Below are 15,140 nucleotides of genomic sequence, written 5' to 3'. Positions count from 1 at the left end.
GCTGAGATACATCAAACTCTTTTTTTCCCTTGCCCGTTGATTGACAGCCTGCCAGGGCTGACAATACCAGAGCGGCCAATACGTACCGTCTCATTGGTTGATCCTCAAACTTTGGTTGCGGTGATTTTGTTACCTGTGACGCCAACAATCTGTATTTTATGTCGTTGCGCTATGTTACTGGCCAGCAGTTCTTCATATAACTGTTCTGTCCAGCCCTTATAGCTAATGACAAGGTGTGCCACACCATTGGCGATGTTAGAAATTTCGATTTGCTGAATGGCCGGCATGGCCTCCTGAATGACTGCTTTCATCTGATTCGCGACATCCAGTGACTCAACGCCTTCAATATCAAGAAACACATTGCGGGCTTTTACCTGCTCCTGGTGCCAGAAACGGATCAGTTGCTTACGTAACTGAGGCCATTCCTTGCGAATGATATCGGCTGATAGCTTTGCAAAAATACTGTTCGATTTAACGCCCGGCTTGCTGGCGCTCTTGCTGCCTGCAGCCAGCACCTGGTTATCACCCACCCGGGTGACCTGCATGCCCAGGGTCAGCTCGTTGGCATTAATCTTCATGCCCTGAAATTGTTCCGGCTTTATTTGAGCATCCACGGTCAGGTTAACGGCAAAACCGGCATAAATGGGTTCGTCCTCGTCAAACACCTGAAAGCCATCCCGTAACAAGCGTTCGGTCATTTCGTTACGGGCATGCTGGGCAATGATAGGGTTAGTCGAATTCTCGTCCAGCACTACGGTAACGCGGGGCATTTTGGTCCAGCCCATAGAGGCCTGAATCTGGGCAACTCTGTCGACCAGTAAATCAACCCGTACATCCGCCTGAATTACCACTTCATAGATGTCTTGGCTGTCACCAACGCCATCATACATAATTTTGTACTCGTCGATTTGGCCAGCAGTGCTGGAATAGATCTGGTCCTTGCCGAGCAGGTAATTGTTAACGTCGGTACGGGAGCGCACAAAGGTGCCAACCACCTGTTCTACTGCGGCCCGTTTTGCATTTTCCAGGGCCACTTTGCGGGCTTCGACGATGTTGTTGTCTGCCACCGCGCTGATGCCTTTGGCTTCAACCAGCTTAGCGGTCGCTGGTGCACTCACAACGCTCAGAAAAGCAACAAAAAATGCGGCAACTACGAAAGAATATTGTCTGATGCTTCCACTGCACACTGCCATAGTGTCTCCAAATACCCACTATTACTACCAATAGTAGTTCAATATAATCCAATACCCGGCAATTTGCACTATTACGTGGGGCGCTTTACCCGAATATCGTGAAAAGAAGTCAACCTGTCGATTTATGGTGAACTTAATTTTTGTATTTTATGGGTTTTATCTGGTCATTTATAGGACATAAGTTGACAAATTAGCCCTACAAATCCGATGTGTTGCTAAATGGCGACTTTTTTCAGCCGTGCACAAAAAAAAGCTTTATAAAGTCGGCATGGGCGTATAGTTTTAATAGTGTGTACAGGCCTGACCCAGCGTGACCTTGGCGTCTGGCTACTTTATATCCTTCCCTCCCGGCTTTATTTTTGAAGGAAAGCGCAATGCAAAGTGACTCAACCGGAATCTGGTATTTTGAATGTGACGTCTCTGATATTGAAGCGCACCTGCTGAACCTGCAAAGTCGTTCTGTTATCTATCCCGATGAGTGCGAATACCTGATTAAAAATCTGCATAAACTGCATGCTACGTCAGAGCAGAATACCCATGGCGTGGTCCCTTTGTGCCACCGCTGTGTCACGCTCATCGCAAAAGATGACAAAGTCGAAATTGTAATTAACCGGGAGCAGGAAAAAATTGACCACGTCACCCAACTGCCATTGCGTGTGTCTCTATTGCGTCAGTTGGGTATCTGGTACGAACAGGACCCGGAGGCGATAACCGGTATCTGTCTGGTCGAGCTCGACGATTTCAGTGATATTAACGATACCATTGGCCATGCAGCCGGTGATCTTGTCCTGTTTGAAATTGCCCGCCGCCTCGAGCGTTACCATGGCTCCCGGTTTAAGCTGGTCAGGCTGCATGGTGATGAGTTTGCCCTGGCGGTCACGCAACTAGCCGATGCCGAGGCTATCTGGCAGGTCTCAAGTTGGATTTGCGAACAGTTCGAACCACCGTTTATGACCCAGAAAGGTGCCGTCTTCCTGACCCCCTCAATTGGCCTGTCTCTGAATATCAATACCGGCAAAGAACCCGTTAGTTTGCTGGAAAGTGCGTATATTGCCCTCAACCATGCTAAAGACGACCCGCTGACCAAAGAGAAATTGTACAATCCTCAGCAGGAACACACCCTGACCCGCCAGGTATTGCTCGAAGCCCAGCTCAATCAGGCGCTGACCGAAGAAGATAGTTTACTGGTGTGGTACCAGCCCAAGCAGGACTTGCATAACCGGCAGATTAACGGTCTGGAAGCACTGATCCGCTGGAACCATACTACCGAAGGACTGATTTCCCCCGGTGAGTTTATCCCCCTTGCTGAACGCACCGGTTTAATTTGCAGCATTACCGACTTTGTTGTTCGTCAGGTTGCCAAAGACATCCCGAAACTGCGCATGCACGGGTTTACCGGCAAAGTGTCTATCAATATCTCAGCTAACGACTTTATGCGAGCTAAACTGGTCGATAGTCTGCTGGCGTTGCTCAAGCCTTATAACATCGATACCAGTGACATCGAGTTAGAAATCACCGAGGGCGCTTTTATCAGCGACTTTGATCACTGCATATTACTTCTTACCGCCCTGCGTGACGCCGGGTTTGCCCTATCCATCGACGATTTCGGCACTGGCTACAGCTCTTTGAGCTACCTGACCCGATTACCGGTAGACACTATAAAAATTGATATGAGCTTTGTCAGAGAGTTGGCTCATTGTGAGCAAGCCCGGCAAATTTACAAAGGTATGATTGATATTTGTAAAGCCATGCATTTCGAAGTGCTTGCTGAGGGCGTGGATGATGATGCCCAGCGTGAGACGCTAGCCGCCATCGGTTGTGATCGCATTCAGGGTTACCTGCTGAGTAAACCCTTACCGGTTGATAAACTGGTCGATTTTCTTAAGCAATAAACTGTCTGGTTTTATAAAGGTGAGTATTTCAAGAAACGAATTGCTCATCAGGCAATCAATTTACCCTGCCAGCTCAGTCATTTCACGATCAAGGCCACAATACACTGGCCACAGCAGCGATTAAATTTACAAAAAAAATACATATTAAAAATAACTAAGCAACACCACGTAAAGCTACCATACCAGAAGAGTCTCTACTCTGGTCCCGAGTGGCCGCCGCAGGCTACTCTGATGCTGTAATGCACGTATAATAGACGCTTAATTTTTCGTCAACCTATAAAACTAACAGACGAATTAACTTCATTCAGAACGACAGAAATCCAGTTTATTATTATGAAAAATGCATCACACAGTGTTTTTGAAGATGTTTTTGCTCTGCTATGCGCCGGTTTGTTTGTGGCGTTTGGTATTTTCCTGTTTCAGTCTCAGGAGCTCATGGTGGGTGGCGCCGCGGGTCTTGCCCTGCTGGCGACTTATGTAACACCGCTTGAGTTTGGCTTGTTATTCTTCCTGATCAATTTACCGTTTTATTATCTGGCGTGGCGACATATCAGCAAGCGGTTTATGATCAATACGTTTATTTCCGTTACTACCGTGTCGCTGTTTTCTGAGTGGGTTCCCCATTTTGTTGATATTTCACGGGTCGATCCCTTTTTCGCGGCAGTGTTCGGCGGCATTTTAATTGGCGTGGGCATGCTCATCATGTTTCGTCACAGCTCTAGCCTTGGTGGACTTGGGATCCTGGCTTATTATCTGCAAAGTCGGTTTGATATTCGCGCCGGTTCGTTCCAGCTAATTGCTGATACCTGCATCCTGAGTTTGTCGTTTGTGTTTATCGACGCGCATCTGGTGCTAATCTCTATTCTGGCAGCGTTTTGTCTGAACATGGTGATTTCACTGAATCACCGACCGGAACGTTACACCCTGCCCGCCGTAAAAAAGTCTCAGGCAGATGATGAAGTGGAGCATCTGCACCCGCAAAACGGCTAAAAGCTGGTATCCACTGCTGTAAGCTGCTGTTTAGCCAGGTAAACTGCACCCCATTCCGGCCCTTGCCGGGCAGGTTTGATGCGCGCAGCAACAGACTCCGCCAGATAAGGCCGCCATGCGGTGGCCAGGCCTCCACTGAACACCAGATTCATGTTGCTGTTTACAAGCGCTCGTTTAGCCAGCTCATTTAAATATCCGGCACCCTCTTTAATAATCGCCGCTGCCGCTGCATCGTCCTTAGCCAGTTCAAACAACCGGGGCGCAAAGCGGGCAAATTCACCAGGCAAAGCGCTGTTGAGTCGCTCAACTAATCCGGACGGGGTTGAACAATGATAGAAACGACTCACTTCAGGCCATAACAGACTGTCATGGCCAAGTTTGTCGGCCACCAGCAACGCTTGTCTGGCTGCCATCTGGCCGAGCCAGGCACCGCTGGCCTGATCACCAAGCTGAAAACCGTAGCCGCCATACTGAGTAACTTTGCCATTTTGCAGCACCGCAGCGCAAGAGCCGGTACCGGTAATAATCACAACACCATCCTCGCCACCATGGGCACCGAGTAAAGCAGTATGCAAATCGGAAGAGAAAACCAGTTCAGCAAAAGGGTGCTGCCACTGATTGAGCAGCGCTGTGGAGGAGTCCAGGTAGGCACCGGCCAGGCCCGCACTGACTACCAGCTCACTGCTGATGTCACTAAACTGCAGCCCGGCATCGGCCACAGCATGCTTTACAGCGGTCAGTATTGACGATAAAGCCAGCTGCCCATGCCTGGCGATATTGGCAGGCCCGCCAACTCCCTGTCCTAACGACTCACCGAGTTCGTTAAACAGCTCAGCCCGGCACTTGGTGCCGCCGCCGTCTACGCCTAGCCAGTATTCGCCGTACTTCAGGTTGTGTGTCATTTCCATCACCCCAGTAAAACATCCAACAACATCATTACCACAAAACCAATAAGCAGGCTGAACGTGGCTATGTTCTGATTACCATTCTGGTGGGTCTCCGGAATGATTTCATCAGAAATGATAAACAACATGGCACCGGCAGCAAACGCCAGCGCCCATGGCATAAACGCTTCAGCGCCCGACACAGCGACTGCGCCCACAAGTCCACCAAGCGGCTCAACCAGGCCACTGCCAATACCTATCAGTGACGCTCTGGCTGGAGTAAATCCCACCGATAACAAGGCCACTGATACCGCCAGGCCCTCGGGTATATTTTGCAGGCCGATGCCCAGTGCCAGAGACAGTCCATTTGCCATTTCACCACCAGCAAAGCCAACGCCAACGGCAAGGCCCTCTGGAAAGTTGTGCAGGGTGATGGCCAGTACAAACAGCCAAATCCTGGCTAATTTGGTTTTCGACGCCCCTTCACGCCCGGTAACAAAATGCTCATGGGGCACCGTCTGGTGAATAAAAAACAATAAAAACGCGCCGGTCATCAGCCCCGTTGCGGCCACCATACCGCCCGCCATTTCACCACCGTATAAGGTACTGCCATATTCCAGCGATGGCAGTAACAACGAAAAGAAGGTGGCGGCCAGCATGATCCCGGCAGCCAGGCTAAGCAGGGCATCTTCCAGCCGGCGTGACAACTGCCTGATTAAAAAGACCCCGAGGCTTCCAGCAGCAGTACCCAGACTGGCACAGCCACTGGCGATAACACCAGCCCAAACTATTTGTGAACTATCCAATTACCCATTTCCCATTTTAACCAGTGACTCTTGGTACTCTGGCCGAGACGCGGGTGATCAATTCATAGCTAATGGTGCCGGCCCGGTCGGCCACCTCATCTACCGGTAATTGCGCGCCCCACAATTCCACGTCGTCACCCAGGGCAACCTCCCCGATATGGGTAACATCAATGGTAATCATGTCCATGGACACCCTGCCTACCAGTTGCCCGCGCTGACCACGCACGATAACCGGCGTGCCATTCGGGCAATGGCGGGGGTACCCGTCGGCATAGCCTATCCCCACAGTAGCGATGACACTGTCTCGCGGGGCCGTCCATGTCTGGCTGTAGCCTACAGTCTCGCCTTGCTTTACATTATGTAATGCAATAATTTGCGCCATCAGCGTCATAGCCGGTGTGAGGCCATATTCAGCAGCAGCATGACCAGTCACCGGGCTGGCGCCGTAGAGACCAATGCCTAACCGGCACCAGTCGGCCTGACTCGCCGGGTTACATAAAGTCGCCGCAGAGTTCGCCATACAACCCGGCAGGGCCAGTGACCCTGTCAGCGCTAAAAATTGTTGCAGTTGGGCGGCATTATTCGGGTTGTCAGGATCATCAGCACAGGCAAAATGAGAAACCAGCACCGGTTGCTGTTGATTAAGCCATTCATAGCTACTCAGTACCATAGCAATATCGTCAGCGTTAAAGCCTAACCGGTGCATGCCGGTATCAACCTTGAGCCAGACCTCGGGCCGTTGTGCCTGTTCAAGTTCGTCCAGCCAGGCCAACTGTTGCTGGTTATGCACCAACAAAATAAGATTACCGGCCCGGGCTGCACGGCAATCATCAGCATCATGAGGCCCTTCAAGTACCAGTAACGGCTGGTTAATACCTGCCTCTCTGAGTGCCGCCGCTTCATCGCAAATAGCAATGGCAAAAAATTCACACTGCTTTGCCAGCGCTTTAGCTACCGTTATCGCACCGTGCCCATACGCGTCTGCCTTAATCACCGCAATAGCCGTACAATCCCGGCCAGCACTCAGCTGGCGGAAATTATTGCGAATAGCATCCGGGTTAATGATGGCGCGGGTTGATCTGCTCAAGCGACTGACTCTCAGGTTGCGGATTACATTGGGTATATCCTGTACAATACACCTTGCTTATAAATTAATAAATTCTTAATTTGAAAATAGCGCAGAATAATATATTCTAAAATCACACCAACTCTGACAAACTGGTGTCGATATCGATGGTTATTGGTTACACAGCACCATGATAACCCAGCTTTCAAACGGTGAGAACGAGAATAAATGCTAGCCAATTACACCCTGCCAGACTTATTGCTGTTTGCCTTTTACGGGCTGCTGCTGTTGGTATCTGGCTGGTACTTTAATCGACGTGCGCAAAACACCAGTGACTACTTTTTAGGTGGTCAGGCAATGCCGGTATGGATGGTTGCCATGTCTGTACTGGCAACATCCCAGTCTGCCGCCACGTTTTTAGGCGGCCCCGATCAGGGTTATCGCGGTAACCTGACCTATCTGGCAACCAACCTCGGCGCTTTTATAGCCGCTTTTTTCGTTGCCCGGGTGCTCATTCCACGCTTTTACCAGCTAAAAGTGTTTACCGTTTACGAATTACTGGAAACTCGCTTTGGTGCCGGCGCCAAACAAAAGGCCGGACTGATGTACCTGTTTGGTCGCATCTTTGCCAGTGGGGCAAGACTCTACATGGCCGCACTGGCTGTCGCAATGATCCTGTATGGCAATATTGCTGCCAGTAGCGTCATCACCGCCACACTGCTGATCAGTGTTATCGGGCTGATATACAGTATTTATGGCGGTATCCGTACGGTTATCTACAGTGATGTCATGCAGGCTTTCACCTACATCGGCGCCGCCGTGGCGGTGATTATAGCGCTGCTGAATGCAATCCCCGCGGATGTGCCGGCAATCCTCGACGTTTTACAAAACCCCGGTGCCGGCGAGCCTTCAAAACTCACCCTGTTCGACAGCCGCATCGACTTTTCACCCTCCGGCGTGTTTACCCTGACTTCGGTATTTACCGGCTTTGTGTTACTGAATATCGCCGCCTTTGGACTCGATCAGGATATGACTCAGCGGGTGCTAACCTGCCGCAACGCGCAGGAAGGGGCCAAAGCCATGCTCTGGTCGGTGGTTATGGTAATCCCGGTAATGTTATTGTTTATCGTGATAGGCCTGCTGCTGTATATCTATTATCAGCAACCAGCTTTGATGGCCAGCAATGCCGGTGCACCGGTGCCGCAGTTTGCCGGCGAGCCGGTCACTATCTTTATGTATTACGTACTCACCGACTTACCTGCGGGTTTAAAAGGGCTGGTAACCATAGGTATCCTTGCCGCCGCGCTATCCACACTGAACTCCGGGTTAAATTCCATGTCGAGTGTACTCATACAGGACTTATACCGCCCCTGGCAACGCAAACGGGGCCAGCAGCGCAGTGAGCACCATTTTGTAAACGCCGGCCGGGTCGCCATGGCGATAGTAGCATTGGCGTTAGCGTCGATGGCCTGTTTATGCTATTACTGGCAACAGTATTCAGATACGCCGTTATTACAGTTTGCCCTGGGTGTGATGGTTTTTTCCTACAGTGGCTTACTTGGCGTATACTTTATTACACTATTTACTCAGCGAGGCAGCCCTGCCTCCGTCACAGCAGCATTATTGTGTGGTTTTATTATCCCCTTGCTGCTACAACCTTATGTGATGAGCTGGTATTTACCTGAAGCCTGGCAACTGAGTCTGGGGTTCACCTGGCAACTGGTGATTGGAACGCTGGTGGCCACGCTGGTATGTGCTGCAGGCCGCCAGCCTGAATACATGCCTGAGACAAAGGCGGAAGTAAAATGAATGGACTAACACGTTTAACCTGGACGATAGCTAACCCTAAGGTCGGCAGTTAACTATGCACATGACAAATAAACAGTCAGCAACATTGCTTGAACAACTGAACAGAATTATTTCCGAGGGCCGTAACCCTCACACGATGGATATTGATGTACTGCCGACCATCGAAATTCTGGAAAAGATCAACCAGGAAGATGCAGGGGTAGCCGATGCTGTGCGTAAAACCATCCCTCACATCGCCAAAGCCGTAGACGCTATAGTGCCGAGCCTACAGGCTGGCGGTCGATTGATTTACATGGGCGCCGGAACCAGCGGCCGTCTGGGTATTCTCGATGCAGTAGAATGCCGGCCAACCTTCAGCGTACCGGAATCCATGGTCATCGGAATCATCGCCGGCGGTGATCAGGCCATTAAGAACGCTGTGGAAGGCGCCGAAGATGACACCGTGATGGGTGTGGAAGATTTAAAAGCCATTAACTTTTGTACCAATGACGTACTGGTCGGCTTGTCGGCCAGCGGCCGCACGCCTTACGTAATTGAAGCAATGAATTACGCAAACTCGCTCAACGCCGCCACCATTTCTGTGACCTGTAACCCAGAGTCACCCATGATGCATGTAGCCGCTATTGGTATTTGTGCCGTGGTAGGTGCTGAATGCATTACCGGCTCAACCCGCATGAAATCGGGCACTGCACAAAAGCTAATTCTTAATATGCTCAGTACGGCCAGCATGATCCGATTAGGTAAAACATACGAAAACCTGATGGTAGACGTAAACGCCACCAATCAGAAGTTAAAAGCCCGCGCCACGCGCATTGTAATGCAGGCTACTGACTGCAGCGAAGAACAAGCCGATGCAGCGCTACAGGCCGCCAATAACCGCGCCAAGCTGGCTATTCTGATGATCCTCACCGGCCAGAGCGCCGCTGAAGCAGAAGCACAACTGGCCGACAACGGTGGCTTTTTACGCCGTGCCGTGCAATCTCATTCCTAGTCATGACCCGATTTCTGGCCATTATTCTGTTGTTGCTCACCTCGGCAACCTCACAAAGTAAAGCGCTACAGGTTGGCGCTGAGCAGCCAGAGCGTTACTTACCGCTGCTGGCAGGTAAAAAGGTGGGTCTGGTAGTTAACCAAACCAGCCGGGTAAAACAAACCCATCTGGTGGATTTCTTAGTGAGTCGCAATGTGGCAGTGCAGGCCGTATTCGCGCCAGAGCACGGTTTCCGAGGCAAATTAGGCGCCGGTGAAAAAGTCACCGATGGCACAGATCCAAAAACGGGCCTGCCGATCCGCTCACTGTATGGCAAATATAAAAAGCCAGACCAGGCAATGCTCAGCGACATCGACCTGCTGGTATTTGATATTCAGGATGTCGGCGCGCGCTTTTACACCTACATCAGCACCCTGCACTATGTGCTTGAAGCCGCCGCTGAACAATCCATCGAGGTTATTGTGCTGGACCGCCCCAATCCCAACGGGCGCTATGTTGACGGGCCCCTACGAGAAGCCGAGTTTACCTCATTCGTCAGTCTGGACCCGCTGCCGCTGCTACATGGGCTGACTGTGGGTGAGCTGGCAACAATGATAAAAGGCGAAGCCTGGATAAATCAGGCAGAACAGCTAAGCCTCACAGTTATCCCGGTTGCCGGGTATAACAAAGCGCTCGACTATGCATTACCGGTGGCACCCAGCCCGAATTTGCCCAACAGCACGGCCATTCGCCTGTATCCGTCGCTATGCTTATTCGAAGCCACCGTAGTTAGTATAGGCAGAGGTACCGACTGGCCGTTTCAGGTTATCGGTCATAATGAGATAGCTCTTGGCGAGTTTACCTTTACCCCGCACCCCATGCCGGAAAGCGCGCCGACCCCAAAGCTAAAGGGCGAATTATTATTTGGCCGTGATTTACGCGACAGCAACATTGAGGGCTTTAACATTGAATTGCTTTACGCAGTGTATCAGCAGTTTGAGGAACGTGGGCAGACCTTTATCGACCGTCCCGACTTTTTTGATCTGTTAAGCGGTACTGACAAGCTACGTAAACAGCTGAATGAAGGGCTTGACCCTGCCGCCATCCGCACAACCTGGCAACCGGGCCTGGATGCCTTTAAAGCACAGCGCCAGCCGTACTTACTTTACCCGCACTAATCAGCCTTGGTTCAGCTACCCGGAGTACCCGAACCGCCGCGTCGAAACTGAGAAACAATCTCGTTGGTTTTCTCCAGCAGTTTGCGGCCAGGCCGTGATGCCTGAGTAAGTGCAATAAACAGCATGTCGATAATCAGCTCCTGAGCGGTTCTGGCCAGGATTGAGGACAACCGCGCCGACGCTTCTTCGGCCACCGAATAAAGCTGCACATCAGCCGGCTCCGACACCGGCGTAGTGCCATATTTGGTAATGGAGATAACTTTGGCGTGATTATCTTTAGCCTGATTGACCACGTTAACAATCTCCCGGGTAGCGCCAGACTCAGAAATGGCCACCACCACATCACTCTCGTTAAAAGTAGCAGCCAGCGCTAATTGCACGTGCCCGTCGGCCTCGGCAATTGCCATCATGCCGAGCTTTTGCAATTTGAATGAAAAATCTTTGCTCACCAGTCCTGAGCCGCCCACCCCACAGATCAGAATACGTTTGGCGTTTTTAATGATTTCAACCGCCTTCTCAAACTCCACCAGTTCGTTGAGGTTGCGGGTTTCATTGAGCACACTGATCTTACTGCTCAGCAGCTTGTCGGCCATTTGCTCAAAACCGTCATTGAGGGTTATTTTGCCATGTAGCTGGGTGTTGGGAGTTTCCCGGTTGAGCGCATCAATCACTGCCAGTTTGAACGCCGGATAGCCTTTGTAACCGAGCTTTTGCGCGAACTTCACCACACTGGACTGGCTCACTCCCACCACATTGGCCAGCTCCTGGGAAGACAGGTCCCGCACAGCGTTAGGTGAATCCAGCGTAAAAGTCGCTAGTTTTGATTCACTGCTCGACAATGAATGCTTTATTGCTTTAATTTTAACAAAAGCTGACATGCGCTTGTTCCCGGTTGTCGGCGTCGGTTACTAAGCAAAGAAACCAACAACAAAAATAACGAAAGAATTTTTTATTCAAATATAAACCAGTTGATAAGAATATCAAAATCTCTTTAAATAGTGTTTTCGGCGCTCTACGCGTTTAACTGTTTGTAAGGTTACCGTAAATTATGAAAGCTGCCCATCCCCACGCGCCAGCACAGGCCATCGCCAGTCTCTGGGATTCTCATTATTTTAATACGTTGGATAAAGCCCATCTGCGCCACGAGGATATTCAGCCGGTGCTTGATGAAATTGGTGACTATCCGTCGATTACCCGTGAAACTATCGGTTACAGCTGCACCGGCAAATCCATTGAGCGATTAAGTATGGGCAATGGTCCGCTGATTATCCTGGCCTGGACTCAAATGCACGGCGACGAGCCTACAGCTACCGCAGCGGTGCTCGACTGGCTGAAACTGCTACACCTCAATACAAGCAGTAATGCACTGGCATTAGGCAATGACTGGATGTCGCTGGTTACCCTGCACATTATCCCTATGCTGAATCCGGATGGCGCTGAGCGTGATACACGGGTGAATGAGCAGGGCATAGACATCAACCGGGATGCCAAACAGCTGCAAACGCCGGAAGGCAGATTGTTGTGGCAACAGGTGCAAACGCTTAAACCGGATGTGGCCTTTAACCTGCACGACCAAAACCCTTACTATTCGGTTGGCCCAACGGCTTACCCGGCTACCATTGCTTTTCTTGCGCCGGCTTTTCATCCGGATAAGCATGTTGATGCGCCGCGCCTGCGGGCAAAACAACTGATTGCCTGCATGGCTGATACCCTGAGCCACTGGCTGCCCTGCCATATCGGCCGCTACGACGATACCTATTCGCAGCGCTCATTTGGTGACAACATTGCCGGTACCGGGGCCAGCACGATCCTGATTGAGTCCGGAGCACACCCCAACGATCCCCATCGCCAGGTGGCAAGAAAGATGAATGTCATTGGCTTGCACAGTGCGCTGGAGGCTTTATTAGGTAATTTGTATCAGCAAAAATCCCTGGCCGACTATTACCGCATTCCCGATAATGTTGAAGATGGTCTGGTCGATATTAAATTTTCCCGGGTTGCGCAGCGCTGCGCCAGCCATGATTACGTGGCGGATATCAGTGTGAATAGAGATAAGCAGGGCCGCGCTACGGTAAAACATATCGGCGACCTGTCGGGTCAGGCCGGCTTTACCAATATCAGCGCCTACCAGACCACCATACTGCCGGTAAAAGCCTATCAACTCGACGGCCCTATGGTGCTAACAGAGACTGATTACCTGGCGCTACTTAAACAGGGCTTCAGTGTTTTTACCGGTGATAGTTCGCTGCTTGATAATCTCAGCGGCTTGCCGGTGTTATGTTTGCCTGAGCCGCCCGCCTATTCCACCTTATATCCCGGTGCAGACGCTTTCTGGATAATGCAGGATAGCGAGGGCAAACAACGGGCCGTGTTAAACGGCAAAATGATTAATCTCTAAAAGGTCTGCCGGGTCAGCTCGGCAACCAGCGCCTGATTAAAGCGCTGCATAAACGCCTTATCTACCCGGTTGCGGCTAAATAGAAAGTGCACCCGGGTTTCATGTATCACCTGTTTGGACACCTTGAAGTCGTCAATACCCAGCTGCTGTGCAGCAGCTTCAAGTACTTTCTGATCGCCAACCACCGCATCCACGCGCCCCATTTTCAACAGCTGCATGCGCCGCATCGTCCCTTCCGCGTGGATCAGGTAGCGATCGTGAGCATCGAGCGCCTTACGCTGGAAGTCTTCGCCAAACCAGCCACTTTTATTGACTGCGACCAGATAATTTTGTTGCAGCAAAGAGCTGACATTGACGTCACTGAAATAGGGATTACGGGAAAACCTGAAGCCAAATACGATGGTTTCCTTACGATAGGGCATTGAGTAGAAGTTATGGGCTTCGCGGGCCTTCGTATAGGCAGCGCCAAGGATCACGTCAACTTCGCCCTGTTTAAGCTCCAGCGCCAGACGCTTTTCCGGTAGCCGCTGCGCATTCAGCTCATAGCCGAGCCGTTGAAGCGTGCGGCGCAGTAAACGTAAATCTTCGCCATCGGGCTCGCCCTGTTGATTGATATACAAGTAAGGCTTCCAGTCAACCGTAACGGCCAGATCGAAAGGCTCTTCACTGCGGGCCATAAAGCCCACCGCATACAGACAAACCGCCAATATAAAGATTAACAAGTCGCGCAACGTCTTTCCCTGTGTTTGCGTTAACGGTGTGAGATGATTATTGCACCGGATCTACCCGGATGTGGACTTACCAGCGTTTAAATCCGCCAGAAAAAACCATTATTATACATAAGCTTAATTGGGTAATAGCAGATTATCAGAAAAACTGATGCTAACAATAGCGAAGCCATTTCCGCAGGCAGAGGGAGCGCTTCCATAAATCGCCAGGCATGACCTTTCAGAGAAACACCGTCAACTTTAATAATAAGCAGTACCCGGGCGAGAATACCAGATAACATGAAAAAGGCGATGCTATTGGTGCCGGCAACTAATAGCGGATGCCCTTTGGGTAAAGGGCCAGCTTTACGTTCGTACAGGATACAGAGCCAAAAAAGGATGGTTAGTATGCCACTGGTTACCAGCACAAAAGTGGGCGACCAAAGCGCTTTGTTTATAGGGTTGATGACCGCCAGGCCATAACCGGCACAGATGCCGGCCAGAGCCAGTATCATCAGTTTATTCGGGCAGCCGTGTTGTACCAGGACGTAACGCCCCACCCAGACACCGGTCAGGCAGGTCACTACCGCAGGCAGGGTTGACAGGATCCCCTCTGGGTCAAAAGCAAATGGGGTCGCATCAGAATAATAAACATGATTGGCCCCGAGCAGTTGATGATCAAGATAAGCGGCAAGGCTGTTACCAAATTCCCAGCGGCCCTGATAAATCCCACCGCTGGCGTCAGCATAAGGGATCCACTCCATGGCGCCCCAGTATCCTGCCAGCAATACAATCGCCAGCACACCAACCCAGCGCCAGGATACCGCCAGGATGAGCAACACGGTGAGCCAGTAAACCACACCGAGCCGGGGTAATACGCCGGCAAAACGCAGCGCCAGAAAGCGTTGTTCAAACCAGCTATATCCGGGACTCCCGGTATTATACCAACACAAATACAACCCCCAGCCCAGCAGAATTAGAGTGATAGCCCGGCTGGTAGTGTTTCTGACTACAGCCATCGTACTGTTCAGGCGGGTTAGCTCCCGGGGTAAATGGATTGCAATGGTAACGCCCATCACAAAGATAAAGCCCGGGAAGATAACATCGGTTGGGGTCAGGCCATGCCATTCAGCATGTTTTAGCGGCGCATAAATAGCCTGCCACGAGCCCGGATTATTAACCAGCACCATGGCGATGATAGCCAGCCCCCGCAAGGCATCCAGAGCACTAATACGCGCCGTCATGTG

13 protein-coding genes are annotated in these 15,140 nt (G+C 51.0%); 6 read left to right on the top strand and 7 right to left on the bottom strand.

The features are described 5' to 3' along the window. Positions 1-104: 104 nt before the first annotated feature. Entirely contained in the window at positions 105-1,193 is a 1,089-nt protein-coding gene (locus AC566Q_RS02145; RefSeq protein WP_499613153.1) for a hypothetical protein, read from the bottom strand. Between the two features lie 374 nt (positions 1,194-1,567). Between AC566Q_RS02145 and AC566Q_RS02140 the strand changes: the two genes are divergently transcribed. Continuing rightward, positions 1,568-3,085: a putative bifunctional diguanylate cyclase/phosphodiesterase gene (locus AC566Q_RS02140; RefSeq protein ID WP_499613150.1), complete on the top strand. Its 1,518-nt coding sequence runs from the start codon at positions 1,568-1,570 to the stop codon at positions 3,083-3,085. Positions 3,086-3,418: 333 nt separating this feature from the next. Continuing rightward, positions 3,419-4,075, top strand: coding sequence for a YitT family protein (locus AC566Q_RS02135; protein ID WP_499613147.1), 657 nt, complete (start codon positions 3,419-3,421; stop codon positions 4,073-4,075). Here AC566Q_RS02135 and AC566Q_RS02130 read toward each other — a convergent pair. From AC566Q_RS02130 to alr, 3 genes are read right to left on the bottom strand one after another with little or no spacing between them, the layout of a single operon-like run. Further along, the gene (locus AC566Q_RS02130; protein ID WP_499613145.1) at positions 4,072-4,977 is read right to left on the bottom strand and encodes a glucosamine kinase nucleotide-binding domain-containing protein; all 906 of its coding nucleotides are present in this window, start codon (positions 4,975-4,977) and stop codon (positions 4,072-4,074) included. The two genes, AC566Q_RS02135 and AC566Q_RS02130, sit on opposite strands and share 4 nt — an antisense overlap. Before the next feature lie 5 nt (positions 4,978-4,982). Next, positions 4,983-5,765: a ZIP family metal transporter gene (locus AC566Q_RS02125; protein WP_499613142.1), complete on the bottom strand. Its 783-nt coding sequence runs from the start codon at positions 5,763-5,765 to the stop codon at positions 4,983-4,985. 16 nt (positions 5,766-5,781) lie between these two features. Further along, a complete protein-coding gene (alr, locus tag AC566Q_RS02120; RefSeq protein ID WP_499613139.1) occupies positions 5,782-6,852 on the bottom strand; it encodes an alanine racemase in 1,071 nt (356 codons plus the stop codon). A 207-nt stretch (positions 6,853-7,059) separates the two neighbouring features. Between alr and AC566Q_RS02115 the strand changes: the two genes are divergently transcribed. The 3 genes from AC566Q_RS02115 (at position 7,060) to AC566Q_RS02105 (ending at position 10,788) form a co-directional block, all read left to right on the top strand. After that, a complete protein-coding gene (locus AC566Q_RS02115) occupies positions 7,060-8,640 on the top strand; it encodes a sodium:solute symporter (RefSeq protein WP_499613136.1) in 1,581 nt (526 codons plus the stop codon). Positions 8,641-8,701: 61 nt separating this feature from the next. Then, positions 8,702-9,631 carry an N-acetylmuramic acid 6-phosphate etherase gene (gene murQ, locus AC566Q_RS02110; protein ID WP_499613133.1) on the top strand — a complete coding sequence of 310 codons (930 nt, stop codon included), beginning with the start codon at positions 8,702-8,704 and terminating at the stop codon, positions 9,629-9,631. 2 nt (positions 9,632-9,633) lie between these two features. Next, a complete protein-coding gene (locus AC566Q_RS02105) occupies positions 9,634-10,788 on the top strand; it encodes an exo-beta-N-acetylmuramidase NamZ family protein (protein WP_499613130.1) in 1,155 nt (384 codons plus the stop codon). A gap of 11 nt (positions 10,789-10,799) precedes the next feature. Here the strand turns inward: AC566Q_RS02105 and AC566Q_RS02100 are convergent, their stop codons facing one another. Next, a complete protein-coding gene (locus AC566Q_RS02100; RefSeq protein WP_499613127.1) occupies positions 10,800-11,666 on the bottom strand; it encodes a MurR/RpiR family transcriptional regulator in 867 nt (288 codons plus the stop codon). A 170-nt stretch (positions 11,667-11,836) separates the two neighbouring features. Between AC566Q_RS02100 and AC566Q_RS02095 the strand changes: the two genes are divergently transcribed. Then, positions 11,837-13,186, top strand: a complete 1,350-nt coding sequence (locus tag AC566Q_RS02095; RefSeq protein ID WP_499613124.1) for a M14 family zinc carboxypeptidase — start codon at positions 11,837-11,839, stop codon at positions 13,184-13,186. Here AC566Q_RS02095 and AC566Q_RS02090 read toward each other — a convergent pair. Together AC566Q_RS02090 and AC566Q_RS02085 are read right to left on the bottom strand one after the other, a co-directional pair. After that, positions 13,183-13,917, bottom strand: coding sequence for a substrate-binding periplasmic protein (locus AC566Q_RS02090; RefSeq protein WP_499613121.1), 735 nt, complete (start codon positions 13,915-13,917; stop codon positions 13,183-13,185). The two genes, AC566Q_RS02095 and AC566Q_RS02090, sit on opposite strands and share 4 nt — an antisense overlap. 77 nt (positions 13,918-13,994) lie before the next feature. Further along, entirely contained in the window at positions 13,995-15,137 is a 1,143-nt protein-coding gene (locus tag AC566Q_RS02085; RefSeq protein ID WP_499613118.1) for an acyltransferase family protein, read from the bottom strand. Positions 15,138-15,140 lie beyond the last annotated feature (3 nt).

It is taken from the genome of Alteromonas sp. H02 (assembly GCF_059682525.1).
Note: the sequence above shows the minus strand (reverse complement) of the source record. Positions and strands in the feature narration are given on the sequence as shown.